Origin of the sequence: Peribacillus loiseleuriae (assembly GCF_001183985.1) — a bacterium.
GTDB lineage: Bacteria > Bacillota > Bacilli > Bacillales > DSM-1321 > Peribacillus > Peribacillus loiseleuriae.
Genome location: NZ_LFZW01000001.1, coordinates 533,189 through 559,771, shown reverse-complemented (window position 1 = coordinate 559,771; position 26,583 = coordinate 533,189). Strand labels below are relative to the sequence as shown.

21 protein-coding genes and 2 pseudogenes are annotated in these 26,583 nt (G+C 38.1%); 5 read left to right on the top strand and 18 right to left on the bottom strand.

Translation table 11 applies throughout. The features are described from left to right. Positions 1-653: 653 nt before the first annotated feature. The 3 genes and pseudogenes from AC625_RS02585 to AC625_RS27185 form a co-directional block, all read right to left on the bottom strand. Complete coding sequence (locus tag AC625_RS02585) at positions 654-1,856, bottom strand: IS110 family RNA-guided transposase (RefSeq protein ID WP_049679861.1); 1,203 nt, start codon at positions 1,854-1,856, stop codon at positions 654-656. A gap of 362 nt (positions 1,857-2,218) precedes the next feature. Next, positions 2,219-2,452, bottom strand: a pseudogene (locus AC625_RS27495) (hypothetical protein); the annotation flags it as partial. Then, positions 2,442-3,023: a TetR/AcrR family transcriptional regulator gene (locus AC625_RS27185; RefSeq protein ID WP_049679860.1), complete on the bottom strand. Its 582-nt coding sequence runs from the start codon at positions 3,021-3,023 to the stop codon at positions 2,442-2,444. The gene AC625_RS27185 and the pseudogene AC625_RS27495, both read right to left, overlap by 11 nt. 104 nt (positions 3,024-3,127) lie before the next feature. On the opposite strand from AC625_RS27185, the gene AC625_RS02575 reads away from it, so the two are divergent. Continuing rightward, the gene (locus AC625_RS02575; RefSeq protein WP_049679859.1) at positions 3,128-3,934 is read left to right on the top strand and encodes a DAPG hydrolase family protein; all 807 of its coding nucleotides are present in this window, start codon (positions 3,128-3,130) and stop codon (positions 3,932-3,934) included. A 158-nt stretch (positions 3,935-4,092) separates the two neighbouring features. On the opposite strand, the gene AC625_RS02570 is transcribed toward AC625_RS02575, so the two are convergent. Further along, positions 4,093-4,626, bottom strand: a complete 534-nt coding sequence (locus AC625_RS02570; protein ID WP_049679858.1) for a GNAT family N-acetyltransferase — start codon at positions 4,624-4,626, stop codon at positions 4,093-4,095. 249 nt (positions 4,627-4,875) lie between these two features. On the opposite strand from AC625_RS02570, the pseudogene AC625_RS02565 reads away from it, so the two are divergent. Then, a pseudogene (locus tag AC625_RS02565) lies at positions 4,876-5,431 on the top strand (GNAT family N-acetyltransferase). A gap of 292 nt (positions 5,432-5,723) precedes the next feature. Here AC625_RS02565 and AC625_RS02560 read toward each other — a convergent pair. From AC625_RS02560 to AC625_RS02545, 4 genes are all read right to left on the bottom strand, one after another. Further along, complete coding sequence (locus AC625_RS02560) at positions 5,724-6,257, bottom strand: thioredoxin domain-containing protein (RefSeq protein WP_049679857.1); 534 nt, start codon at positions 6,255-6,257, stop codon at positions 5,724-5,726. A gap of 99 nt (positions 6,258-6,356) precedes the next feature. Beyond that, positions 6,357-7,010, bottom strand: coding sequence for a DUF2306 domain-containing protein (locus tag AC625_RS02555; protein WP_049679856.1), 654 nt, complete (start codon positions 7,008-7,010; stop codon positions 6,357-6,359). Between the two features lie 616 nt (positions 7,011-7,626). Beyond that, positions 7,627-7,920, bottom strand: coding sequence for a hypothetical protein (locus AC625_RS02550; RefSeq protein WP_049679855.1), 294 nt, complete (start codon positions 7,918-7,920; stop codon positions 7,627-7,629). A 496-nt stretch (positions 7,921-8,416) separates the two neighbouring features. Beyond that, positions 8,417-9,139, bottom strand: coding sequence for a polysaccharide deacetylase family protein (locus AC625_RS02545; protein WP_053177986.1), 723 nt, complete (start codon positions 9,137-9,139; stop codon positions 8,417-8,419). A 397-nt stretch (positions 9,140-9,536) separates the two neighbouring features. On the opposite strand from AC625_RS02545, the gene AC625_RS02540 reads away from it, so the two are divergent. Continuing rightward, the gene (locus tag AC625_RS02540) at positions 9,537-10,436 is read left to right on the top strand and encodes a BMQ_0737 family morphogenetic spore coat protein (RefSeq protein ID WP_049679854.1); all 900 of its coding nucleotides are present in this window, start codon (positions 9,537-9,539) and stop codon (positions 10,434-10,436) included. 803 nt (positions 10,437-11,239) lie between these two features. Here AC625_RS02540 and AC625_RS28430 read toward each other — a convergent pair. The 8 genes from AC625_RS28430 to treP form a co-directional block, all read right to left on the bottom strand. Then, the gene (locus AC625_RS28430) at positions 11,240-12,373 is read right to left on the bottom strand and encodes a collagen-like protein (protein ID WP_053178181.1); all 1,134 of its coding nucleotides are present in this window, start codon (positions 12,371-12,373) and stop codon (positions 11,240-11,242) included. Positions 12,374-12,567: 194 nt separating this feature from the next. Next, positions 12,568-12,912 carry a DUF3992 domain-containing protein gene (locus AC625_RS02530; RefSeq protein ID WP_049679853.1) on the bottom strand — a complete coding sequence of 115 codons (345 nt, stop codon included), beginning with the start codon at positions 12,910-12,912 and terminating at the stop codon, positions 12,568-12,570. A gap of 148 nt (positions 12,913-13,060) precedes the next feature. Further along, on the bottom strand, positions 13,061-14,530 hold the full coding sequence (locus AC625_RS02525; protein WP_049679852.1) for an aminoacyl-histidine dipeptidase: 1,470 nt from the start codon (positions 14,528-14,530) through the stop codon (positions 13,061-13,063). Positions 14,531-14,869: 339 nt separating this feature from the next. Further along, positions 14,870-15,388 carry an LURP-one-related family protein gene (locus AC625_RS02520; protein WP_049679851.1) on the bottom strand — a complete coding sequence of 173 codons (519 nt, stop codon included), beginning with the start codon at positions 15,386-15,388 and terminating at the stop codon, positions 14,870-14,872. A 138-nt stretch (positions 15,389-15,526) separates the two neighbouring features. Further along, on the bottom strand, positions 15,527-17,008 hold the full coding sequence (dacB, locus tag AC625_RS02515) for a D-alanyl-D-alanine carboxypeptidase/D-alanyl-D-alanine endopeptidase (RefSeq protein WP_049683553.1): 1,482 nt from the start codon (positions 17,006-17,008) through the stop codon (positions 15,527-15,529). 267 nt (positions 17,009-17,275) lie between these two features. Then, entirely contained in the window at positions 17,276-17,989 is a 714-nt protein-coding gene (gene treR, locus AC625_RS02510; RefSeq protein WP_049679850.1) for a trehalose operon repressor, read from the bottom strand. 135 nt (positions 17,990-18,124) lie between these two features. Then, the gene (treC, locus tag AC625_RS02505) at positions 18,125-19,801 is read right to left on the bottom strand and encodes an alpha,alpha-phosphotrehalase (protein ID WP_049679849.1); all 1,677 of its coding nucleotides are present in this window, start codon (positions 19,799-19,801) and stop codon (positions 18,125-18,127) included. Between the two features lie 182 nt (positions 19,802-19,983). Further along, positions 19,984-21,426 carry a PTS system trehalose-specific EIIBC component gene (gene treP, locus AC625_RS02500; protein ID WP_049679848.1) on the bottom strand — a complete coding sequence of 481 codons (1,443 nt, stop codon included), beginning with the start codon at positions 21,424-21,426 and terminating at the stop codon, positions 19,984-19,986. A 765-nt stretch (positions 21,427-22,191) separates the two neighbouring features. On the opposite strand from treP, the gene AC625_RS02495 reads away from it, so the two are divergent. Both AC625_RS02495 and AC625_RS02490 read left to right on the top strand, forming a co-directional pair. Continuing rightward, entirely contained in the window at positions 22,192-22,731 is a 540-nt protein-coding gene (locus AC625_RS02495; RefSeq protein ID WP_049679847.1) for a 3D domain-containing protein, read from the top strand. 143 nt (positions 22,732-22,874) lie between these two features. Continuing rightward, positions 22,875-23,795 (top strand): ketopantoate reductase family protein, encoded by a 921-nt coding sequence (locus tag AC625_RS02490; protein WP_342670979.1) that lies wholly within the window; start codon positions 22,875-22,877, stop codon positions 23,793-23,795. Positions 23,796-24,103: 308 nt separating this feature from the next. On the opposite strand, the gene AC625_RS02485 is transcribed toward AC625_RS02490, so the two are convergent. Further along, positions 24,104-25,090, bottom strand: a complete 987-nt coding sequence (locus AC625_RS02485; protein WP_049679845.1) for a carbohydrate kinase family protein — start codon at positions 25,088-25,090, stop codon at positions 24,104-24,106. Positions 25,091-25,111: 21 nt separating this feature from the next. Next, on the bottom strand, positions 25,112-26,581 hold the full coding sequence (locus AC625_RS02480) for a glycoside hydrolase family 32 protein (protein ID WP_156187389.1): 1,470 nt from the start codon (positions 26,579-26,581) through the stop codon (positions 25,112-25,114). Positions 26,582-26,583: the final 2 nt, after the last annotated feature.

Below are 26,583 nucleotides of genomic sequence, written 5' to 3'. Positions count from 1 at the left end.
CCACAGATACGACAGGGTTAGGTGGGTTCTTTACTCCGGGCAAGATGTGGGACACAGCACAGTAGCTTTATGAATCTACTTTTCCTCTTACCAATACCCAAGCGAAACTATGCATTATCTCGAGCTAGTTCTGACGAAGCTTACAAACCTTCACTTTTGTTCACCATATATGTCTTCTCCTAGCAGTATTCCGGACCATACACTTGTCCTCTGTTTCCTCATTTCCTCATGCAATCTACAAGCCCGTTGCCAAGCATGCAGTTTCGGATGGAGATCATCTTTGTGTCTAAATGAGTAGCGTAAGCTACACTGTGTGAATGCGACTTCTTGTCGCACCATAAAGTCAACTCTCGGAAGTTCCGAAACATAAAACCCCTTGGCACTCAAGGGGTTCCGAATGGTCCATTTTTATCGTTTATACATGATTTTATACATGGTTGATGAATCAACATTTTCGGCTTCTTCAGAAGCCTGGTAGTTGCATAAAAAAGGGGTGTTTTATGCAAATTCTTCTTTCACTAAACCAGCTAATAGGAAGTCAATATCTTTCTCTAAAATTTTCATTTCCCTTATGTTATACTATTTTTGGCCATGCCAAATAACCCTCCAAAACCCTTTTGGAAGGATTTCTCTTTGTTTCACAAAACCGTTAATTAAGCTAAATCAAGGAACGTTTCTTTTCTCTTTAATAAAGCATAAATCCAATGAAGAAGTTTATTAATACAGGCAACGATCGCCACTTTGGCGGGCTTTCCTTCTGATTTTTTCTTATCATAGAATGCTTTAAGCTTTTTGTTTCTTGAACTCCTTATACCGCATAATACGGCAAGATACAGGGAATGGCGTAGTCTGCTCGAACCTCTTTTAGTAATATGATTGATTGTTGCCGTAAACTTACCTGATGAGTGAACACTAGGATCGACTCCAGCGAAGGCAACGAGTTTTTTGGGATGATTAAACCGATCGATTTCACCAATCTCAGAGATAATCGTTGCAGCGATTTTTTCTCCGATTCCCGGAATCGATTGGATGATCTTGTATTCCTCCACTTCATTTGCCAAGGCAACGATACGACCTTCCAAATCAGAAAGGTGCCCTTGGTAATGAAAAAGCAAATCAATATACATGCGTAGATTGATTAAGTGACTTTCATACACGACTTTTTGAAATGGATTTCGAGATGCGGAGTCCATTATTTTTTTTGCTTTTTCCCTCGCCCATTGACCAGATCGCCTCGGACAGAACTCCATAACACTCTCTACTAGTCTACTTTCCCCGGCTGTTAATATGGCCTCTGAAGTGGGATATTCCTTTAACATCGATAAAGAAACCTTTGAATATAGATCTCCAAAAACCTTCCGGTATTCAGGAAACACTTGATCTAAAATGGTGTGAAAATGAAGTTTAACTTCCACATACATATTCGTTACAATCTCCTGTTGTCTTGACAAATTCCGAAGGTTTAAAAGCTGAATCCCTCTATTTTTATGGGGTTCAAAATCTTCTTTGTAATAGAGCACACACAACTGATACGCATCGATCACGTCTGTTTTTACCTTTCGTAAACTGGACTTCTTTGCCTGATAAGAAATAATAGGATTAAGCAAGATATATAAAATCTCGTGTTCCTCCATGCATTGAACAATGGGGGAATGATAATGGCCTGTAGATTCTAAAATGACCATAGGAACTTGCCCTGTCACCTCTTCGATCTCTTTTAAAAAGCCTATAAATTGATCTAATTCCTCTCTGGTATGCTTCATTGAGAAACTCTTTCCATACGGTTTTGATTTATCTGAAAATGCCTGAACTTGACTTTCTCCCTTTGCCACATCCAGACCAACTACTGGATTCATTGTCTTCTCCTCCTCTACTTACTAACCAGTACCCCTAGTCCTCCATGTAGTGTCATAGCTTCGCTTGTTATACGAGATCTACGTCCCAACCAGCCTCAAACATGTTTCTACAAGTAGGGGGCGGACAGTTTAGTTGACGGGATCAATGCCCCACGCACCCGTACGTCCTACCCTGGCTACTGATATAATAGATTCTATTAAAAAAAGGTCAACCAGTAAAAACTGGCTAACCTTATAATACGAAAGTACCTGTTAGCCACCCAGCAGCACAAAATCAGTGCTGCCCCATGGGGTTCTTGCCCGAAGTTTAGTTGCGTGACTGACTAATCCGTACTTCAATTGTCCAATAACCATTGATATCATTACGGCTCTTGAGTCCTATCTAAACAAGAGTATCCAACTGCTTCAGCTTCTTGATAGCCCACCATATGAGGAATATCCTTCAACATCATTTCTTCCTGAAATTCAAGTTGTTTTTTGCCGATGGCAAATAATATACGAATGAGGTTATTACACAAAGCAATAATGGACTACATCTTTTTTTTAGGGTTGCCAGGTCACTGCGTATAATACACGTGAAGTGCTTTAAATAAAGAAGTCATTATTCAGCAAAACATTAAAGCTATCTTCCAATATCTCTAATAGCTCATCCGTTGATTTTACTTTTCCCTCTTCTATCCAAGTAATGAGAATTCCTAGAGCTACGCCACTTCTCACAGCCATAAAATAATTATAATGACTTGTGTTGGTATCCATATCAGGAAACAGATAGTTAGTCAAAATAATGGATTTCCTTTTTAATGATTGATGAATAATATATCTATGATTTATTTGAATTAAAATCTCCAAAATTCCACTATTAGCACTCCAATATTCCAAAAAGTATTTGAGAAAGTGAAATCGTTCCAAAGGAAGGTCGCTTTTCTGTTTGAGTAATTCTATATATGAGTTGAACAACTTCTCAAACTCTATATCACAATTCATCATTAAGACATCAATTAAACAGTCAAAATGTCTATAAAAAGTAGCCCTACCTACTGAGGATTTTAGCTGTATATCCGTTATTGTTATTTTTTCAAAGGGTTTCTCATGAAGTAAAGATAATAAGCCCTTATAAATTAGCGTACAAGACGCCTTACACCGTTTGTCTTCCTTGATTCGATACATTCTGTTCCCTTCTGTTCTATAAGTAATGGAACTATTGTATCAAAAAGAGACTGATTTTATAATTAGAAAATATTCATTGTCTTATTAGAAGGAAGGTGATTAAAGTGAAGGTAGCATTAACTGAAGACGAAAAACAAATTGAATACGCCAATCTTTTTTATAAAGAAGCACCGCCTTTACCGACAAACATTAAAATAAAACTTAAAAATGATCCATCTATAACATTAATCGATTCATTGAATGTAAATGATTTATTAACGGATATTCAGTTGCAAAATGAGATTGGATATGAAGAAATACCAAGTGGCGGTTGGTTAGTGGCAATGAAAAGCGAGATGCCTCATGTGACTGGAGATATGATTGATTGGTGGTTCTGGTGGCATGTACAAGAAAGTTTACGGTATAAAATTTGGTTCCCTGGCGAGCATTATGGGAACTCAACTGCGATAGAAGATAAAGAATACTTTTCTTCACCATTCACTGGTTTTAAACCGAATACGCAATATCCAATAGAAAAAATCGGGCATGTAAATGCAAAGCTATTCATCCAGTTCGTTTCTCCTGAACAATTTGGATTTGATACGGCCTTATTTAAAGACAATGATATTGCCACTATTGTATGTGGATATGTAGGATTTTCAAAATTTAATCTGGAACATACTAAAATGGTCCATATCTTTAAGCAAACAACCAATGGATTAACGATAATCAGCAGATTTTGGCTGGGAGACCGATTGAAATTGAGAAAATTGAAGGATAATGGATTTCTGAATTCTTTCATTAATTCAAGCGCGATTAAAAAGAGAATATTCACGAAAGAACTCGCATACGGAATGGCTGAACATTGTAGTAAAGAATACCGTAATCTTAGTCGCATCTTACCAGATTTATATAAAAATTATGGAGAGTGAGAACCTTATATGATTTTCTCACTCTATTATTTAAAAGGCTCTGTTACATTTAAATGTATGATTTTAGATATTTTCATACATTCAAAAAAGTGTAAAAAGGCCGCCAATTGGCGGCCTTTTTATGGCGCTAACGTACCCGTTACTTTAATAAGCCAATCTTATTTACTATTTTTAAGAATTGAGTAGACATATGTATCGTGTGCTTCACCATTTTGATACATATAATCCCTCAGAACACCTTCTTTTTGAAATCCGAGTTTAGTTAGCAAATTATTAGATGCTTCGTTATCTATAAAAACGACAGCCCCTAAGCGAGCAAGACCTAATTCATCAAAGCCATATTGTAGGACTTTCGATACTGCTTCCGAGGTATATCCATTTCTCCATTGTTCGGGATGAATTTCATAACCTATTTCCGCCCGTTTATGTTTAGGTGACCAGGCATTAAAGCCAATGGTTCCAATTATTCCTTGAGTTCCTTTTCTTTCAATACCCCACCGTATGCCCTTTTTTTCTGTATAACTTTTTGCAAAAAAATCAACGAATGTTTCCGCTTGTTTTATATCTTCTAATGTCTCTTGTCCGTAATAACGTGTTACATTCTCATTAGAAAAACAAGCAAATATGTCTTTTGCATCATTTTTTGTTATTTCTCTTAATAGTAATCTTTCTGTTTCTAATATAGGAAACATCTTTTTCTCTCCCTTTTTGTTTATCTGTTTAAATTTCTGTTAGAACTGTAATTATTCCTTTAAAAATTAGACTTTCTTATTCAACTAAACTGTCCAGTTAGTTGAATAAGGTTTTTTTTGAATGTATGATTTCATATAATATCACACATTCAAAAGGCCACCAAAATTGGTGGCCTTCTTCTGGTACTAAATAGTTTTACTGTATTTATGAATAATTATTTTATAGGTATCTTCACTTTCAATTCATGAATTTCATCATTTTTTAATATACCAATTGAAACAAGTAGATTAATTTTAAGAAAAGTCACATTAGAAGATGCTAAAGATATGTTTAAATATTTATCTGATAAAGATGTTGTGAAACCTATGGGGTTAGCACCTTTTCAAGCAGTAAAAGACGTATGGGATGAAGTTAGTTGGTATAAATCTATATACGAAGAAGGTACAGGTATTAGATGGGGAATTACACTAAAAGATTCTGATAAGGTTATAGGAAGTTGTGGTTTTCTTAATATGCTTACCAAACATTATCGAGCTGAAGTTGGATATTGAATTAAGCAAAGATTACTGGGGCAAAGGGATAGCTAGTGAAGCATTGAAAGCCGTTGTTAAGCATGGTTATCATCACTTTCAGTTAGAAAGAATAGAGGCTTTAATTGAGCCAGCTAATCTTCCCTCACAAAAACTAGTAGAAAATCTAGGCTTTAAAAGAGAAGGGTTACTTAGACATTATGAATATACTTGTGGTAAATTCGATGATTTATATATGTACTCAGTCATAAAAGAAGATATCAATCTTATCTAAAGTATATTAGTACGTGGACTCTTAACCACACAACATCCCCATAAAATAACAGACGGTATATTTCTCGAGACTTAGCTTGTTTGATTTCCTTAAATGTGTCCACCCCATTTATACAATGAATTGTTCCTCAGATTTCCCTTACCGATTTGCAATATACAAAACAAAAAAAGTGCAAGGCACCATGGTATGTTCGATATGGGGTTGAGTATAGAGATGAAATAAAAAACTAGACAAGAGAAAAATAAATTCTCTTGTCTAGTTTTTATAGTGTTAGGCGTTATATTCATGGGAATTAGCTAGTGAATACGCTTTTTTCTAATTCCGCCTCGATTGTCGTTTTCAATTCTTCTGCCGATAATTCTGTAGGATATTGATATTCTTTGTCATTGATAAATACAGTAGGCACCATTTTCACATTTCTGCGAATGGCCTCTGCAGTTACATTCAAGCTAATTTCGGTATTTTGTGGTTCTTCTTTTAATTGATATTGTTTAGCTAATAGCTTCTTAATATCTTGATTGTTCAATTGATCCCATTGTCCTTGTGTTGCAAATAATTCCTTTAAAATTTCTTTTGTGCGTGAAGGATTCTGATAGTCTAGGAATAGATTGATTAGCGTTCCATTTAACAGCATCTCTCTAGGTTTGTCATAATGTTTTACAATAAATTCAACTTGTCCATTATCTAAGTAGTCTTTTAAAACCTCTTCCGCAACCCCATAAAATGTAGCGCAATAAGGGCATGTTAAATTCAAAAACACTTCAATCTTTACAGTCGCGTCCTTCTGTCCAAAGCTCAATTGTGTATTCTCAATTTGATTCGCCATTTCTCTCACTCGCTCTCTATAAAAATTCAATTCATATTTTCATAATTATATTAATCCATACCAAAATTGTCAACATTGAAATTATATAATATTCAGTTTTTATAGATTATTCCGAATGGTGCTATTATCTTCCTTTTTCATGATACTCCACTCCACTATAACAAAGTTAAGAACAATGCCGACCCATATGTTCACATTTAGTATTTCTTCAATCATCTTCTCTCTTCCTTCTGGGAGTGTGAAACCATTTAATATGTAATAAGTAAGAAGGAGAACTGGCACGAATATACGAGCAGTAACAGCAACTAGAGTTAGACCAAAATTACGCATCATCCATATACGATGTTCTTTAAAATCTTTTATTATAGCCATCCGATACCCTTTCCAACACGTGAATAACCATAAAATAGCTAAGGTGAGAAAAGCAACTGCTTTTGTGAAATCTTTAATATAAAAGGTCACTACCAAAGCAAGAATCCCACTTACAAAGACACTACTTACATAAATTTTACCAATATAGCGATGAATATGTGGATTTTTGATACGAATACGATCTATAAACTGAAGAAAACCAGTTATCAAGGATATAAAAGCAAAAATAATATGTGTAACTAGTATAGGATATTGTAATGTAGTCGATGTAATCATCGCACGGCTTTTAGCAGGATTGAAAGTCAAATAGGGGGCCATAAATGGAATGATAACCCCAAGACTTACAATGACTAAAATCCACCAACTCTTTTTTTGTTTCATTATTCCTTCATACCTCCTTTATTATTCTATTGGACATATCTATGCCGGAAGTAGTACGAGTAATCAATACCGTTTTCCCTTCATAGCGTTTCTTTTAACTCCATCCAGATAAAATATTCAGTGATCCCTTTAGTATCTGCAAAAAACACCCTCTATACTATCTGACAATACAAATTAAATCAGCGGAATCTTCACTATCCCCATCTATTCTTGCACTAATTCTTTTACGAATGGACATCATCAACTCTATCTTCTGAATAAATGATCTAGTTCCATCTTATTATGAAACTATTACAAAAAGCTAAACAAGTTCTAAAAAAAGGATAAAATCTTAACCAATCTATTAAAATTCCTAACAAAAAAACGAACTGTTTTAGTTCGGCAATTTCCTACTGCGTTCATGATTCACCTATCTACACATTTTTTTAAAGTTATTGATACATGCTGCAGAGCTACTTGAATAAGAAAAGGTTCAATAATTGCTTGCACATACCATCCGCAGAAGTAAGAAATCAATCAAACTCTTTCAATAAAATGCTCAGGTTCCAAAATAGGCCTGAGCATTTTGTTCCATTTATAATATACATTAAATTCCACTCGATTAGTTTAAGATAGGTTAACAGCCACAACCAGACTGGACACCCATTCCTGGACTACCGTAACCTGGATATCCGCCAATGCCCATAGGTCCTCCATAACCTGGGTAACCACCATAACCCATATGCATTCCATGACCTGGGTAACCACCATAACCCATATGCATTCCATGACCTGGATAACCACTATAACCCATATGCATTCCATGACCTGGATAACCACCATACCCCATATTCATTCCATAACCTGGATAACCACCATACCCCATATTCATTCCATAACCTGGATAACCACCATATAATTGTCTATCCATTCTATATTTCCTCCTCGTAAACTTATATAATCAATATAGAGTATGAATCTATAGTAGGGCGGTATAGACTTTTGCCCAATCTAAAGGAATAATTTCTCTAGGCGGCGAATTAAAAGCATGGTTAAAGCCTTTATTTACGCATGTAAATTCTTCAATCATTATTAAATAAGGATGCAGGATTCACTTCAAATTGCGGTATTATAGTGGATAGATATTAACAAAGTACCAATTGTTAAAAGGTTTCAAATCATAGGTCCTTTACATGGTTTGTATCACATGCAAGGGTTCTTTGTGAATACGGGGCGGGGCTTCGCAAAAATCAGCTCCGCACCGCCAGCTTATAAGATGATGCAGTTTGAGTACCTGAACCTTTTTCATCGTTTTAATTGGGATCAGATGCTCATCGATATTTTTTCTCCCCAAGTTCCGGAGCCCACCAATCAATAAATGACTTTCCGCGATACATAAAAAAACAAACAATTCGTTTTCACTTTACTCACAATGCTTTCACAAATTCTTCAAGCGTAGTAGCATAATTAACCTGAATTCTTGGGAGTAGATAGTGTTCGTTTTCCAGGCCCTTTTCAGAAAATGCCCCAGGGATTGTTGTAAGCCCAAATTGATAGTACTTTTTCGTCTCCTTCACTACATGGTCATTAAAATTGCCATATGGGTATGCAAGAGCCATGACTGGTTTACCCGTGATTTGTTCTATTTTTTCTTTGGACCTTTTAAGTTCGTATTCATAATTTTGGATTTTCGTCAAATTAGGATGTGTAGCGGTATGTGACTGAATCGAGAAAAGACCTGAATCAGCCATCTTTTTCAAATCGATTTTTGATAATCGATTTGAACGACCGATAAAATCAGAAATAACGAAGAGGGTACCCACTGGTTTAAAATGCTCGTCTTTCAGTTTCTGAAAAATTTTAAAAGCATTCTGATTATTTTTATATCCGTCATCAAAAGTGATGAAAATGGGTTTGTTCACTTTTTTAATATCTTGCCAACGATCGAAAGTTAATAAGGTATATCCATGATTTTTTAGATACATCATTTGTTCTTCAAAATTCCCTGGTGTCACATATAAATCCTTTGAACCGTGGCCTTGATACTCATCTATCGAATGATACATCAAGATGGGTACTTCTTCTTGACCGAAAGCTTGTGATGGGTGTACAGACGTTAAAAATAAGAAAAGCAAAACAATATATTTCATAGAACCCCTTCCTTAAACACTTAGCTTTTCAGATATTGTTCCACATTGCCATGATTCTATTATTTCTCTGTTCAACTTATGGGGAAATCTTCATGCCAGCTGAATAAAAAAAGGGAAACTTATGCGAAGAAACGTAATTTGATGTCACAATCAGACTTTTTTAGTAAGTATAAAAATCAATTCCTTGGGATATTCTTGATGCTCTCTTACATCGTTCTTCAATTTGTTCATACCTTTAATGTAATTTTACCGATAATCACCAACAACTTAACTACCCATCACCTATCTTCCTGCAAAATTTTAGATGCACTAGGCTTTACATAATAATTTTTTAGGCAGTTCGCAAACCAATTAAGAAAACATTCATAAATTAGTACTATAGAACAGGGGGGATTGCATGTCTGAAGTTCAAATAACTTACCCTGATTCCCATTGTATCAATATTACAAAAGTATTCGATTGGATTGTTCACCTTTCAACTATTCGGGTTAAAAACCCTATATTCATAAAAAAGAAAGTAAAAATAATAAAAGAGGAAATATGCAGAAACTTTTACATTGAAGATAATAAACAAGGGTCTATATTACTTTGGGAAAGTTCCTCGCCTTCCCATATTGCGAGTACAGTATGGATTTCAAATGAATCAAAGAATGATTGCATGATAAATGTTTTTGTAAATGATAAATTCCTTTTTTCCCTTCTTAATGGCCAGTCAGAGAGCATTACAATAGCGAAACTTCAATCACTTTCTATTACAACGGATTCTAAGCACCGGATCAAAGGGAAGTTTTATATGGTAATAAATAAAAAAGTGGCATATTTAGATGGAGAAAAAAAGAATATTAAGGGGAATAAAAAAGTTAAATGCTTTTTTACTGATCAATGTGGAAATCAAACAAATCATTGTTTCAATGAAATTATTGAATGTGAAGAAGTTTTAGGCGTATCAGGGCGAACAAATAGAAATGTAATGTTACCAAGTGGAAAAACAATGTTACTTCAGAAAGTTAAACTAAGAATAAAGGGATATGCTTGTGTCAAACATTATAATGATAACTGTTATATAGGACCGATTCCTTTTTTCTTCGAAGAAAGTTTTTTCCTGTGTGCACCAAATGGTACAACAATTGCCTGTATAATTGAGAACGCTCATTGTCACGCTACTCTTCTGCCAAGCGTACATGAAGATGCTCATTACGTAATCAATCTTTCAATTGAATTACTGCAACATGTGAAAGTGCTAGGTAATGCAAATATATTAGTTGAAGGGGATATCGTCCACCCTTGTAAACGATAAAATGACGACAGATGTTCTTCTAAGACAACGCTAAGATAAAACTAGAAAAAAATTATACCTATCAAAGAGCCAAATCCCATCTCCGTCAAACATACTATCGATGAATATATGATATACGTTTTTGGGAAGTAATCTTGGCTCCATCAGTAGGTTGATCTAATAATCAAATAGGAATTGTAAATACGCCCTATGTTACACGGTTGATTTAGCTGATGCGACTACTACTTCTGTCATAAACAGCATTTTTGAAAAAAACGGCATAGTTGGAACCTCACTCAACAGCTACTTTCTTTGGATGAAACTACAATTATTGGGTTTGTGGGTGTAGCCAATTTAGGCTTCATCCATTACTTTGAACTACCCACTACTTAATTTCTAACGAAATTTGAAGTGTGGGATTCCTGCGAACACTTTCGTATCCGAAAATTACTTTAGCAGGCTAGCCCCGTCGCACCTACGGTTAGCAGTACCAGCGACTTAGGCGTCTCCTGCGGTTGTTGCCAACTTATACGTTTAAGTTGGCAACACTTCCCTACTCTGCTTAGTTTTCGCTACTTCGGTGAGTGCGGGGCAAAAGAACGTTGAAGATTTTATAGCAGACGTTTTTCCTGCTACAACCTCATATCTTCAGTTTCCAAGGAACGTATGTACGATATGAATATACTGCAGCATTTTGGCCACGCCAACCGAAATTCATCTCCCCCTTACCGCGGGGCTACGCCCTTCACATACTTGAAGAGGGAGTCTTCTTTCGAAAAATGATAAAATTCACCTTTAATCCATAACAATGGTTCTACCAAGCCTTAACTTAAACGAATAATGGTTAGAGCGGCACCTGTAGCTCCTCCCCCTACCAAGATTACTGTCGCGACCAAACCAAATAACTGAAGTAAAATAGTATCGCCTGCTGTTAAAGATACAATCACATCATTATTATAATTTGACGTAGATACCGCTGGGGATACAATTGAACCAGGTATTGGCGTAGTAGTACCATTCAAGATCAGTCTAGAACCAGCAAGTAGTGCGACTGTTGTATTTATTTGATATGTCAAGTAATAGCGACCTGTCACAGGAACGGTAAAAGTAGTATTAGCACCATTGACGGTAAACCCATCTAAGCTTTGGTTATTAGGAAGTGGAACGCTGGTCCCCCCTAGCAGCACTACAATAGTACTCCCAACTGTATTAGACGCATACATAGAGTTAGTTGTCACACTTGGTCCGGTTTCTCCCGTTGGCCCTGTTAGCCCGGTTGCTCCCGTTGACCCGGTTGCTCCCGTTGGCCCGGTTACTCCTGTTGACCCGGTTGCTCCCGTTGGTCCGGTTGGCCCGGTTGCTCCCGTTGGCCCGGTTGCTCCCGTTAGCCCGGTTGCTCCCGTTGACCCGGTTGCTCCTGTTGACCCGGTTGCTCCCGTTGACCCGGTTACTCCTGTTGACCCGGTTGCTCCCGTTGGCCCGGTTGCTCCCGTTGACCCGGTTGCTCCCGTTGACCCGGTTGCTCCCGTTGACCCGGTTACTCCTGTTGACCCGGTTGCTCCTGTTGACCCGGTTACTCCTGTTGACCCGGTTGCTCCCGTTGGTCCGGTTGGCCCGGTTGCTCCCGTTGACCCGGTTACTCCTGTTGACCCGGTTGCTCCCGTTGGTCCGGTTGCTCCCGTTGACCCGGTTACTCCTGTTGACCCGGTTGCTCCCGTTGGCCCGGTTGCTCCCGTTGGCCCGGTTGCTCCCGTTGACCCGGTTACTCCTGTTGACCCGGTTACTCCTGTTGACCCGGTTGCTCCCGTTGGCCCAGTTGCTCCCGTTGACCCGGTTACTCCTGTTGACCCGGTTGCTCCCGTTGGCCCGGTTACTCCCGTTGACCCGGTTGCTCCCGTTGGCCCTGTTGGCCCTGTTATTTCTGCACCGCAGCCAGATGAAAAAATTTGTGCACACATAATAACATCTCGACTTTCTAAGGATTTTCTACATGAAGAATGTTTTTCTCTCCCTATACCTTGCTTGGCTTTTGAATTCGAGGGCAAGACTTGAATACGAACAGACAAATTAAATGATTCAAATAATAACTTTTGTATAGTTTCCTACATAAAGATCAAATCAAAAGAGGACGATGATGCATCCTCTTTTAAAATTAGAACTTATAGTTTAGAGAAAAAGAAACTTTAACGCTTGCCGTACCTGTCCCTGCTCCGACCAGTCCAATTGAGTTTATATTATTCATTGTAACGGACATAGCCTCACCTGGACCGACAGTAAATCCAGTAACCGCAGTTCCATTTACCATAAGAGTTGCTGTTGTTGTAACTCCATTAATTCCATTGTTCTCTACCATGATTGTTCCATTAATGACAAAAGTCGTATTATTATTCCAAAGATCTATAGTATCCGTAGCCGTATCAGCTAAATCAATCGTAAAACATAATGCATCATTCACACCGACCAGCTGTTCACTACAGCAGTTTCCAATCTGAGCCAACGTCGATTTCCCCCTATATAGGTACAGCTATGAGATCATCTTATGTTTCTCTTATCATTTAGGGTTGGACTATAAGGAGGATTTGTTACATATATATCTGCCAGAACTATATCATCATCTATTTTATACGTTGTATAAATCTAAGAATTTAAATACCTTTAATTGTATTCATTTCTTCGAGTACGGCGAGCAAATATTCCCATGTACGGATTGTGGACGGAATGCTAAGATGCTCATTTGGCGTATGGACATCGAACATATCAGGTCCGAAAGAAATGGCATCTAGGCCTGGAATCTTCTCAGTGAAAACACCGCATTCGATACCGGCATGGATGGCGATGATTTCTGCCTTTTTGCCATACTTCCTTTCATATACTTTCTTAAACAGTTCACGAATGGCCGAGTTCGAATTATACGCCCATTCAGGATAGTTGCCACTCGTTTCAACCTTCCCGCCTAAAGTCTGTGCAATGACATTCACTTGATTTAAAATTTGCTCTTTTAAGCTTCTTACAGAGCTGCGAATTTCATTTTGGAAGCATACTTCCGAATCAGATGTCGTGATAACGCCTAGATTTGTTGAAGACTCTACCAATCCTTTAATATCCATACTCATACTTTGAATGCCAGTCGGTGTTAACATAATTGCTTGTACAACTCGTTCGGTCGTTTCTTTCGAAAATACTTTTTCTGCAAAGGCGGCTTTTTCAAGCTTTACATATACTTCTTGGTCTGAAGCTTGTAATTCATTTTTCAACATTCGATTCCACTCATCTATTTTCATTGTTAACTTCTCAGCAGCCTCTAGTTCAATTACAAGAATGGCCTCTGCTTCCCTAGGAATGGCATTCGGCTTCAGGCCGCCGTTGATTTCACTTAAATGATATGCAATTTCATTTGATAAGTCATATAAAATACGGCTCAACAATTTATTGGCGTTTCCTCTTTCTTTGTCAATCTCCATGCCTGAGTGTCCGCCTCGCAATCCCCCAATACTAAGGCGGTATGATCCAGTATATTCAGGGGCAGTTTCCCAATTAATAGGAAGGCTTAGCTTTCCACAAATCCCGCCGGCACTGCTGACAAGCAGCTTCCCTTCCTCTTCTGAATCAAGGTTGATGAATATTTCACCTGTGAAGTGAGTCGGATCAACAGCAATTGCGCCGCCCATCGTCGTCTCTTCTTCTGTAGTAATGACCACTTCAAGAGCAGGATGTGCAATATGATCAGCATCAAGTAAAGCAAGCATATAGGCAACCGCAATTCCATTGTCTGCTCCTAACGTCGTTCCGTTCGCATACAACATGTCGCTCTCGATCCGTAATTCAATAGGGTCTTTTTCAAAATCATGGACAGTTCCTTTATTCAACTCGCATACCATATCCATATGTCCTTGAAGAATAACTGTCGGCGCATTTTCATATCCCTTAGTAGCTGGCTTTTTAATCATGACATTGAATGCCTTGTCTTGTACGACTTCAAGGCTCCGCTCCCGCGCAAAACCTGTTAAATAATCGCTGATTTTCTTTTCATTTCCAGATCCTCTCGGAATGTTCGAAATCTCTTTAAAAAAATAAAATACTGGATTTTCTATTAATTGTTCTACAGTTTGAAACATATGTATCATCCCTTCTAGTACATGTTCAAAAAGGAGGATAAAAAGAGCCGAGAAGTTCCAGGACGTGAGGACCTGATCTTTGCACAGGTTGTGCTGGCTTCTGTGTTGCGCACAGGACGTGCGCGATTTTAACAGAAGGTCATTAATGAGCTATGACGTAATTCGCAAGCTTTTTTACCGGACTTTTTGAACAACTTCTAGTATTATTTTTTAATTAACACGTTGAAGATTACAGGTTCTCCTATTAATATTGCAGAATATAATGGTTTTCGGCAAATTTAGAGAGAGGAATGTAGGATCTCAAAGCTCTAACTATCCCTCTCTTCCGGCCTGGCTTCATTACGTAGCACCACCACTATTAGCCGCCGCGCTGTTATTTCGTTTTATTATCGCATTCACTCCCATCACGACCGCAATCCATTCCCAAGCCGGCATGGATGTCTCATATGAGCTCAAGCGATACGCCGCTGATGAGAAAAATCCGCTCACTTTTTCAAACTTTACTAGAAGCTTGGATTGACTATCATAGATCTCATATTGGCGGGAAAAAGCTTCAGACTTAATCTCATACACTCCCCGTTTACCTGCGTCATATTCATATTTTTTAGAGAAGAAAGCAAATCTTTGACGTAATTCTCCTAGCTCATTTTGATCATAATCTGTTACGACCCATCTATTACGAAGTGTTCGAAACTTTCCACTAACAATGACACTTCCTGTCTGATTCAACACATCTACACTTGAAGAAAAAGCACTCTTTAAATCCAGTTCTCCCACTTGTGTCTTATTTTCATCATAAATAATGGTTGTTCCTGAAGAGAAAAAATTATCGTTTAAAAATAGAATTTGATGATCCATTCTAACTCCCCCTTCCATCTATTATTTACGGGTAACTCTTGAAAGGGTTTCTAATTTATCGCGTGGAAAAATTGAATTTTTCTATCCCGCCTGTTCCTCACACCAAAATAACCCAGCATATCTGTGCGCCAGTCAAACTTATTCTCGCTCCGCTAACAAGACTACAATATCATCTTGTATTTTTGTAATGGAATCTCCATCAACGAAATTATTGAATAGGATTGAGAAAATGAAGCGTTCGCCGCTTTTCGTTGTAACATAACCGGAAAGGGTACTCGTTGCTGCCAGCGTCCCCGTTTTCGCCTGCACATTTCCTGCTGCAAAAGTATTTGTCATCCGATTCCTCAGTGTTCCTCCAATGAACCGGTCACTATCTCCCGCCACAGGCAATGAATGTACATAAGCAGGATACCAAACTTTTGCTTGAACAGCATATAGTAATTTCGTAAGTTCATTAGCTGAGATTAAATTTATTTGAGATATGCCCGATCCATCGCGAAGCTTGAGCGAAGTGGGGTTCATTCCGAGCGATTGAACGGTATTTCCAACTACTTCAAGCCCTGTTTCCCAGCTTCCCTCTCCATGAATAACTTTACCCATTTCCTTCACCAAATGTTCAGCATGTGCATTATTGCTGAGCTTCATGAAAGGGACGAGCAACTGGGATAACGGCATTGAGTCATGCGTTGCAAGCAATTTTGCCTGATTTGGTACTTTTCCTGCTTTTACGAACCCAACATGCGTAATCCCTTGGGCTTGCAGAGCATTTTTGAACACGTGAGTCGTATAAACAGTTGGTTCCCATAATGCTACCCATTGTCTCGTCCGGCTTGATTTAACAGGGATCGTTCCAGTTATCGTAATGGTGTTACTACGATGCTCACGAACGATTTTGATTTCTTTCTTCCCATCTGCCGCCACGGTTTTGGCCAAATTGACGATTTTAACATATTCCGTTTGCGGCGTGACTTTCACAGTCGCTCCCTCACCAACCTTCATTCCTGAAGTCACATCAACAATGGCTGTACCAGAGTCATAATCTTCATTCGGCGCTATCGTTAATGCTGAAATGGCTGCACCGTAATATTCGCCTTCATCGCTCCAAATCATATCCACAGAATATCGTTCACAATCATACCAAGTATCATCGCCAATCACATTGCCAACAACTGTTTTAATTCCTTTATTCTTGATAACTGTAGCAAGAGTGTCTAGATCCGCTTGTAGTAATGTTGGATCCCCTTTTCCTTTTATGTACAAATTACCTGTCAAAACATCTCCATTCATTACTCCATCTGTAAACAGTTCTGTTTTAAATACATAATTTTCACCAAGCGTTTCAAGTGCTGCTGCAGCTGTCAGCAGTTTCATATTTGAAGCTGGGCGCAGCCTAACATCTCCACCATGTTCATAGATAACTTCACCAGTTGCTGCTTGGCGAATACTAATGCCCAAAACAGCTCCAGATAATTTTTCATCAGCTAGAAGAGGATGAAGTTGCTGCTCGAATGTACTACCACTCGCAGCCAGAACAGGCCCATTCGCCTTCTCCACATATTGAACCAAAGTAAACACGAATATTAACAGAAGAAGTACACATACCTTGATTTTATATTTCACTGTCATCCCCACCGCCATATTTTTATCATTGGAAAATATTTCGTAAATAACTTTCATGAAACGAGTCCATTCTCGAAAACGCTTTAGACGTAATCTACAGTAGTATTCCTTCATTCAAACTGGATATGTGAAAGTACGTTATTGTACAAACATGTTGTTAACACTAAAAAAACACATGGCTACTTTTCAAAAAGCCATGTGTTTAAGTATAAGATTTATTTGTTTACATTTCTAAAGTAACGCTGTTGCTATCCATACATCTTTCCCTTATTTTCTTCTCGCAAAATCGACAAACCGAAATTTATCAGGACGATGGCGCGATTCGGTATATTGAATTATGCTGGCATCATCCAAGTACACATAGTTTTTAACTACTACGATATTATGAAAGCCTTCTAAGTCCAAATAGCGGTGATCTTCCTTTGACGGTTCTTCGATCGTGATTTCTTTTTTTGCAAAAGAGATGGTAAGTCCTAATTCCCCTTCAAGATATTCGTATATGGAGTCTTGGCAAATTTCTTTCGTAAGGGAGGGGACATATTTTTCCAGGAGAAAGTCCTTATCTAAGATGATTCGCTCACCATCAATTTCTCTGACACGGCTAATTTTCCAGAATAACTCATCTTTCCCAAGCTTCATTTTATCGCTGAGATCATGATTGGGCTTTATCTTTTCAAGCTCTTCGACAAAGGTTCTGGCGCGCTGACCCATTTTTTTCGAAAGCTCTTTAAAACTGACGAGTCCTGAAATCGGGAAATCAAACTTTGACACATCGAGAACAATCGAGCCTTTTCCCTGTACTTTATGAATGTAGCCGTCTTCAGAAAGCATTTTTAATGCTTTACGGATGGTTTCTCTTGAAGCGGCGTATGAATCAGCTAACTCATTTTCAGAAGGCAGCAATGTCCCACCTTCAATTCGACCATCTCTAATTTGACTTGCTATATTTTCATATATTTTCATGAATTTATTATGTTTCATCCATTATCACCATTCTCATTTGATGCCGCTTTAACAGACTGTAATGTTCCGTCCCCCTGAATTGTGAGAAAAGGAGATAGTCTATATAGCTAATTCAAATATGTTTTAGAAAGACAACTCTACCATTGAATCTTATCATTTCTTTTTCAAATGATAAACAAAAGATTCGTAAGGTCCAATTTCCATATTCGCAGCAAGTTCAGGAGCATCCACATTTGAAAGCAAAATCTCATTTTGATAATCACTCAATTGTTCCGAAGAGATTGATAGCTCAGCCGTTTCTCCATAAAAGTTATTAATCACAAGTAATCGTTCATTTTCTAATACTCGTTCATATACAAAAAGTTTAGGGTGATTTTCCTCTAGTAAACGGTATTCCCCCTCTGTAATAATCGGGTATTGTTTACGCAGCGCAATTAGTTTTTGATAATGGTAGAAAATCGAATCCTGATCCTCCATCGCCTTTTCTGCATTAATATCAGAATAATTATCAGCAACAGGAATCCAAGGCGTACCCGTTGTAAAACCTGCTTGAGATTGATTGTTCCATTGTACAGGTGTCCGTGAATTATCACGCGATTTTTCTTGAAAGATCGAAAGGATTTCTTCTTCTGTTTGGCCTGATTCTTTCATAATTCGATAATGATTAAGGGTTTCGACATCACGGTATTGCTCAATATGATTAAACTTCGGATTCGTCATGCCAAATTCTTCACCTTGATAAATATACGGGGTACCTTGCATCATATGAATCGTTGTCGCAAGCATTTTCGCAGATTGCTTGTGATACGTACCATCATCGCCATAGCGGGAAACGATTCGAGGTTGGTCATGATTACACCAGAACAATGCATTCCAACCTCCTCCCCGCTGCATTTCAGTTTGCCAGGATGAGAGGATTTTTTTCAATGCAAAAAAGTCAAAATCACCAATTGCCCACTTCTCACCATTCGGATAATCGACTTTTAAATGATGGAAGTTAAAGGTCATACTTAATTCTTTGCGGTCAGGATTGGAATAGTGAATACAGTCTTCAATCGAAGTCGAGGACATTTCGCCGACTGTCATACTATCATAATGAGACAATATTTCTCGATTCATTTCCTGTAAAAACTCATGAACCCGAGGTCCATCAGTGTAAAACTTTCGGCCGTCCCCTGGAAGAATAGAGCCGTCATCATCTGTAAAGGTTTGATCTTTAGAAATCAAATTAATAACATCAAGTCGGAAACCATCAATTCCTTTTTCAAACCAAAAATTCATCATTCGATACACATCTTGGCGAAGCTTTGGGTTTTCCCAGTTTAAATCCGCTTGTGTCTCATCGAAAAGATGGAGATAGTATTGTTTCGTTTTTTCATCATACTTCCAAGCAGGGCCACCAAATTTGGACAGCCAATTATTCGGCTCACCGTTCTCTTTCGGGTCTTTCCAAATATAATAATCACGATATGGACTATCAAGCGATGCAGCCGCCTCCTTAAACCACTTATGTTCTGTAGAAGTATGGTTGACGACAAGATCTATAATCACTTTAATGTCTAGATCATGCGCCTTTGCTAGAAGATCCTGAAAATCCTCCATCGTGCCGTATTCTTCGTGAATAGAGTAATAATCGCTAATATCATAGCCATTATCACGCTGGGGAGATTGATAAACGGGCGTTAGCCAAATCACATCAATGCCAAGCTTTTTTAAATAATCAAGTTTCTCGATAATTCCCTGGATATCGCCAACACCACTTCCAGTCGTATCATTAAAACTCTTCGGATATATTTGATAAACAGTAGACTTTCTCCACCATTCGTTCATCCTGAACACCGCCATTTCTAAGGTAGTCTTTGTTTTCGATATAAATTAAAAAGGTTGTCCCAAAAGGGATCTGACCTCATACTCTATACACGGTTATTGTGTTTTTAGAGCTGGGGTCTGACCCTTTATAGGACACTCTTATTTTCGAGAAAGGAGTAACGAATGATTCTCTCCTTTTGTTTTCATGCTTTTATGGAACGAGATTTTTTAAAAGATATTTTTCCTGTATTTGTTTTAGCAAAAATGATGGTTAACACAAACGGAATGACAATGGCAACAACCATCGCTAGCGCAAATACTGTCATATACTTAGGTTGGATTGAAAGAATACCTGGTATTCCCCCAACACCGATAGAGTTAGCCATCACATTGCTGCCTACTGAAATGACCGCGGCAACTAATGAGCCAATCATCGCCGCTAAAAACGGAAAACCATATTTTAAGTTAATTCCGAACATGGCTGGTTCCGTTACGCCTAAGTAACAGGAAATGGCCGCTGGAATGGAAACTTGCTTTTCTTCTTCATCTTTTCGATTAATAAAAATCATGGCAAGCACAGCAGATCCTTGCGCAATATTAGATAAGGCAATCATCGGCCAAAGGTTTGTTCCACCAAGCTCACTCATGAGTTGCAAATCTATAGCATTCGTCATATGATGCAAGCCTGTGATAACGAGTGGTGCATAGACAAATCCAAATACAGCTGCAAATAACCAGCCAAAAGCCGATGTTAATCCTGAATAAACGATATCAGAAACCCAAGAACCGATTTGCCAGCCGATTGGACCAAGAACGATATGGGCAAGTAAAACCGTTGGTACCAATGATAAGAAAGGGACAACAATCATTGAAATTGCATTTGGAACAACTTTACGTAGTTTTAATTCTAAAAAAGAAAAGACTAGACCTGCTAGAATAGCTGGAATGACTTGTGCTTGATAACCGATCATCTCTATTTTCGCAAAGCCAAAGTCCCAGAATGGAATTTCTGTAGCCCCCGCAACTCCATATGCATTCAGAAGCTGAGGAGATACTAGCGTAATCCCTAGTACGATTCCAAGAATTTGTGAAGCCCCCATTTTTCTTGCAACAGCCCATGTAATTCCAACTGGTAAGAAATGAAATATAGCTTCACCAATTAACCATAGAAAAGCATGTACCCCCGACCAGAATTGGGATACCTCGACTAGCGTTTTTGTTCCACCTTCTAAAAGCTTAATATCTCCAATCACATTTCTAAATCCAAGGATTAAGCCTCCGACAACAAGTGCTGGAATTAATGGTGTAAAAATATCAGCTAAATGAGAAATCATTCTTTGTAAGACATTCATATTTTGCTTGGCAGCGACTTTTGCTTCTTCTTTCGACGTATCACTGACACCAGCCATTTTGATAAAGTCATTATAAAAGGATGAAACTTCGTTGCCTATAATGACTTGAAATTGTCCACCTTGTGTAAATGTTCCTTTTACAAGTTGAATCTCCTCAATTTTATCAATATCCGCTTTCTCTGGATCATTTAACACAAATCGCATTCTTGTCGCACAATGAGTTACCACAGAAATGTTATTACTGCCTCCGATATGTTTCAAAAGATCTTTTGCTGGTTCTTTATATTTGCTCAATCTTTTCTCCCCCTAACATTCTGGTATAAGATAACATATACCAAGCTTTTCTTAACTTGTATATACATATTTTGATCACGCTTTCATATTAACTTGTATATACATCTTTGTCAATAGATTTTTAAACCGCTTTCAGTAATATCAATTCATAAAAAAATTCACCGAACGTTATACTTTTGAGGCTTATCTAGAAAAAGTTGTAGCAAAATCAATATGTTATGGAAACATCCGATTTCGGGTCATTTCCCTCAAAAGTAAGGTGTAAAAGAAAGCTTTTAGCCATTAAAAATTGAGATTACGCGTGGAAATGAGCGTTTCTCAAGCCAGAATGGACACTTTTCTAGCTCGAATTGAAAAGTAGATTTCAAAACGAGTTTTACTATATTCAAAGGTACATTATTCTTGGTCTCACTATTTAGAATGCTATATAGAGGCTAGTTTAACAAAATCTTGAATTATCTTATCTATTCTATCAGCGTATTAAAATATATAAGATGTTTACTAATTAATGAATTTTTCATCAGAATTTTCAGTTCAATTTCGTAAAAACTAATAATTGCCCCCCTCTAAACTCTAACAATTTCGGAAAAATACCTGCTTTATCGCGCTTTTCCAACCTAAATCCACTGCAAAATAATCTATAATATTACACAAATTATAGAATTGACTCTATTTTGTAACATAATTACTATTAGAATGAAATATTACTGTCATACTCTCCTGTTATGCTAAGTCTATTAAATTACGACAAAGGAGACTATCATTTTGAAAAAATATCTAGTCTATTTAACAGCTACCTTTTTTCTACTATTTGGGTTTTCCGGCGTTGCATCAGCGAATACATATGAAGTCAAAAAAGGCGATACACTTTACAACATAGCAAAAAAACATAATGTAACAGTTAATCAAATAACAACTTGGAATAATCTAAAGAGTCCTGCAATCAAACCAAAACAAGTTTTAACAGTATCTGCTTCACAAATACAAGCAAAGCCCGCTCAAGTAAAAGGAGCATATAAAACGATTACCATTAAAGCGTCTGCCTACAGCGCAGATTGCAAAGGGTGCAGCGGGATCACATCAACTGGATTGAATTTAAAGAAAAACCCATCACTTAAAGTGATTTCCGTTGATCCTAAACTCATTCCACTTGGTACAAAAGTTTATGTCGATGGATACGGATATGCCATCGCAGCTGATAAAGGCAGCGCCATTAAAGGAAACAAAATCGACGTATTTATGCCATCAAAAAAACACGCACTCAATTGGGGTATAAAAACCGTAAATGTTCGAATTTATTATTAATGAAAAGGGAGGATGTCTATAAACATTCTCTTTTTTGTTTATTTGAAAATTAGCTTTTTTTAACAATTTCATACTTTAAAAATCTAATAAGTGATAAGATGAAGAAGCTTGGATCGTTTCAAGCTTGAATTATTAAAAGCGAGGTGCTTATCTTGAATATCGTAATTATTGGTGCAGGTGCAATAGGGGCTTATTATGGCGCAAGGTGGCAAGAAGCAGGTCAACATGTACAGTTTCTTGTGCGTGAAAATCGTGCAAGACTTTTAAGCGAAAATGGTTTGTATATTACTAGTTCACACGGTAATTATGTGTTTAATGACCTTCATTTCGCAGACAACCTGGATGGGCTGACAGACCCCGACCTTGTCGTCCTCGCTGTGAAAGGCTACCATTTACAAGGAACCATACCTGCCCTTAAAACGTTAGTCGATAGGGGCGCTAAGGTAATCCCTCTATTAAACGGACTTGAGCATATTGCCCTTCTTCAAAAAGAATTAGGTGAAGAAGCTATAATCGGCGGTAGTGCGTATATTATTACAACACTGGATGAAAAAGGGCATGTTGTCCATACGAGCAGCAGCCATGATCTTTTATTTGGTCCTCTCCATCCCTCTCAGCAAAGTATCTGTAAAGAACTTGAAGAAATTTCACGCAACGCCATTATGAATGTGCACTATTCTAATGACATTATGCTTGAATTATGGAAAAAGTATATATTCATTACCGCCTTCTCAGGGGTCACGACAGCGACCAACTTTTCAATTGGAACAATACGAAAATATCCAGATACATTCGAACTACTTCACCAAGTACTTCTAGAAATGAAAGGGCTCGCGAACTTAAATGGAGTGGCTATTAACGAGGAACACATCGCTCAGTTTATGAAACAATTTGATAAGCTTCCAGAGGAGTCCACCTCATCCATGCATCAAGATCGCCGTAAAGAACTGACTCTAGAAGTTGAACACATACAAGGCGGAGCACTTCGGCTTGCTGAAAAAGTGGGCATCAAATTACCAATAACCGAACAACTATACCGTCAGATTAAACCATTTGAGAATTAATCAGTCATTCATTATATATTTAATCGCATGTTCAAAAAGGAGAATAAAAAGAGCCGAGAAGTTCTGCGAGCGATCGTCTCAAACCTTTCACGTATGCAGTAATGCGTGAGGATCAGGCTTACACAGGATACGCTGACCTGTGTTGCTCGTCGACGTGCGCTATCTTAACAGAAGGTCATTCATGAGCTTTGAAGCAATTCTCAAGCTTTTTTACCGGAATTTTTGAACAGCCTCTATAAGAAGACCAATGTGCATTAGATTGAAACATGCACATTGATCTTCTTGGTATCAACTCGATTACAATTCACTTAACTTAAAACAATTCCCCCTCCAGTCACGAGTTCAATGATTTGTTTTTTTGTAGGCAGAGAACCAATGGCCCCTTTTCCCGTTGTCGTAAGTGCACCACAAGCATTTGAAAATGTAAGAAGCTCTTCGTGATGCTTCCTTGCGAATTCTTCAAGCTGAGATGGACTTATTCCACTTTCTAATAAAAGATGTAGGAAAGCCCCAATAAAAGCATCACCTGCTCCAGTCGTATCCTGAACATTTACAGAATACCCCTTTGATGTGTAAGAAAAGTCTCTGCCATAAAGAGTAGCACCCGCGGCACCTTTCGTATAGATGACCATTTTAACATGACCAGTAAAAAGTGAGGAAATAGCTTCTTTTTCATCTTCAAACCCGGTAATGAAAGATAATTCTTCATCAGATATCTTGATTATATCGGCCATGGGGATAAATTCTCGAATGGCTTCTCTGCATGTTTCTGGACGATCCCATAATGGCAGCCTTACATTCGGGTCAAAGCTGATAAGACTTCCTTTTTCCTGTGCTTGTTTAATTGCTTTTTTATGAGCATATTTCATTGGACTTTCTACTAAATCTACAGAGCAAAAATGCAAAATATCTCCTTTCGAAAACCAATCTTCTTCAACTTCAGATTCTGAAAATAACAAATCTGCAGAAGGCTTACGATAAAATGAAAAATCTCTTTCTCCATCTTCACGCAACGAAACAAATGCTAATCCAGTATTCGCTTCTTTGGTTATTAATAATTTGTCTGTCTTAACACCAACTTCTTCCAATTGCTTCCTCAAAAAGTCTCCAAAGGCATCATCGCCCACTTTACTAATCATATAAGCAACACCGCCCAGCTTAGCCACTGTTGCTGCAACATTTGCAGGCGCGCCACCAGGAGCACGTTCGAATGAAACCACATCTTTTAAGGCCAACCCTTTTTGAAGTGGTATAAAATCAATTAATACTTCACCTATTGAATATAGTGATCCCATTTTAAAGCCCTCTCTTTCTCCTTATATCGCCCATTTTTCCACAGTCATATCCACACTTCCATGATTGGCAAAGAATCGGATGTCTTGACCATCTTCTTCAGGGAAAATCCGAGATGTAAAGACTTCCTCACCGTCGTTGATAAATATTTCTACGGAAGAGACATCAACAAAAAGGTGAACCGTTACTATTTCGGAATCCAATGAACAAGCTCGTCCTGTCCCGTATTCTATCCCAACATCCTCTCCAGAAAGACTTCTATCTAGAAGTAATCTTTTACGCTTTGCTTCGTACGTCAGCACAGTTTTCTTTCTGTCATTTGCGCGAAATTCTATTCCGAATTCTGCAGCATCAAGCCTCGCTACCTTTATTTTCATTTCAAAAGTAGTTCCAGCCAAACCCTCAATGGATTTGATCTCATTCTCAATATGTGCCTGAACCTTTATCTTTTGTTTCCTTAATGCTTGCAGCTCCTCAACGGGAGTTTGAATCAGTTTTCCATTTTGAATCGACAATTCTCTAGGAATCGTCAGACAATGTGCCCAGCCATTTTTATCTGTCGGATAATCAATCTCCGGTAACCCCATCCAACCAATGAGAATTTTTCGGCCATGAGGGTCTACCATCGTTTGCGGGGCATAGAAATCAAACCCTCTATCAAGCTCTTTAAATTCTCCATGATGAAATTCTCGGCTCGCCAGATTAACTTTATTACCTATCAGATAACCTGATTGATAGATGTTTTGAAATTCGTCATCCTTTGTTTCAATTCCTTGTGGGGAAAAGATGAGCACACCAGAATTGTCTAGTTCAAAATAATCTGGGCACTCCCACATATAACCGAAGTTTGGCAGACTTGTTTCCAATTCCCCATCAAACTTCCAAGTTTCCATATCTGGACTGCTATATAGAAGGACGGTCCCAGTCAAATTTTCACGTTGCGCACCGATGATAGCACAAAAACCCGCATCTCCTTTCCATACCTTTGGATCACGAAAATGCTCTGTATATCCATTAGGCGGTTTTGAAATTACTGGATCTTGCCACTTTGAAATTTCCCCACTTTGGTTCATCACAGCGATGCATTGCGAAGGATACCGTAGCCAGTTTTCATCACGTTTATTGCCTGTATACATCAGATAAAGCTCACCATCCCGCTCTAATGCACTCCCAGAATAAGCCCCGTGTGAGTCAAAATCTTGATCAGGACGTATCGCAGGTCCTTCATCACTCCAAGTAACAAGATCAGTAGATTTCATATGATACCAATATTTTACCCCATGAACAGGTCCTAGAGGGAACCATTGGTAAAATACATGATAATATCCGTCAAAATAAGCCAAGCCATTCGGATCATTCATTAACCCCATTGGAGGTTGGATGTGGAATGTCTGTCTAAAAGGGCAAGCATGGACTATTTCTAATAGACTAGCTATTTCTTCTGGTGTTGCTTCCTCTAGTCGGCGGTAGCGTTGCTCTCTCGTCCACATAATCG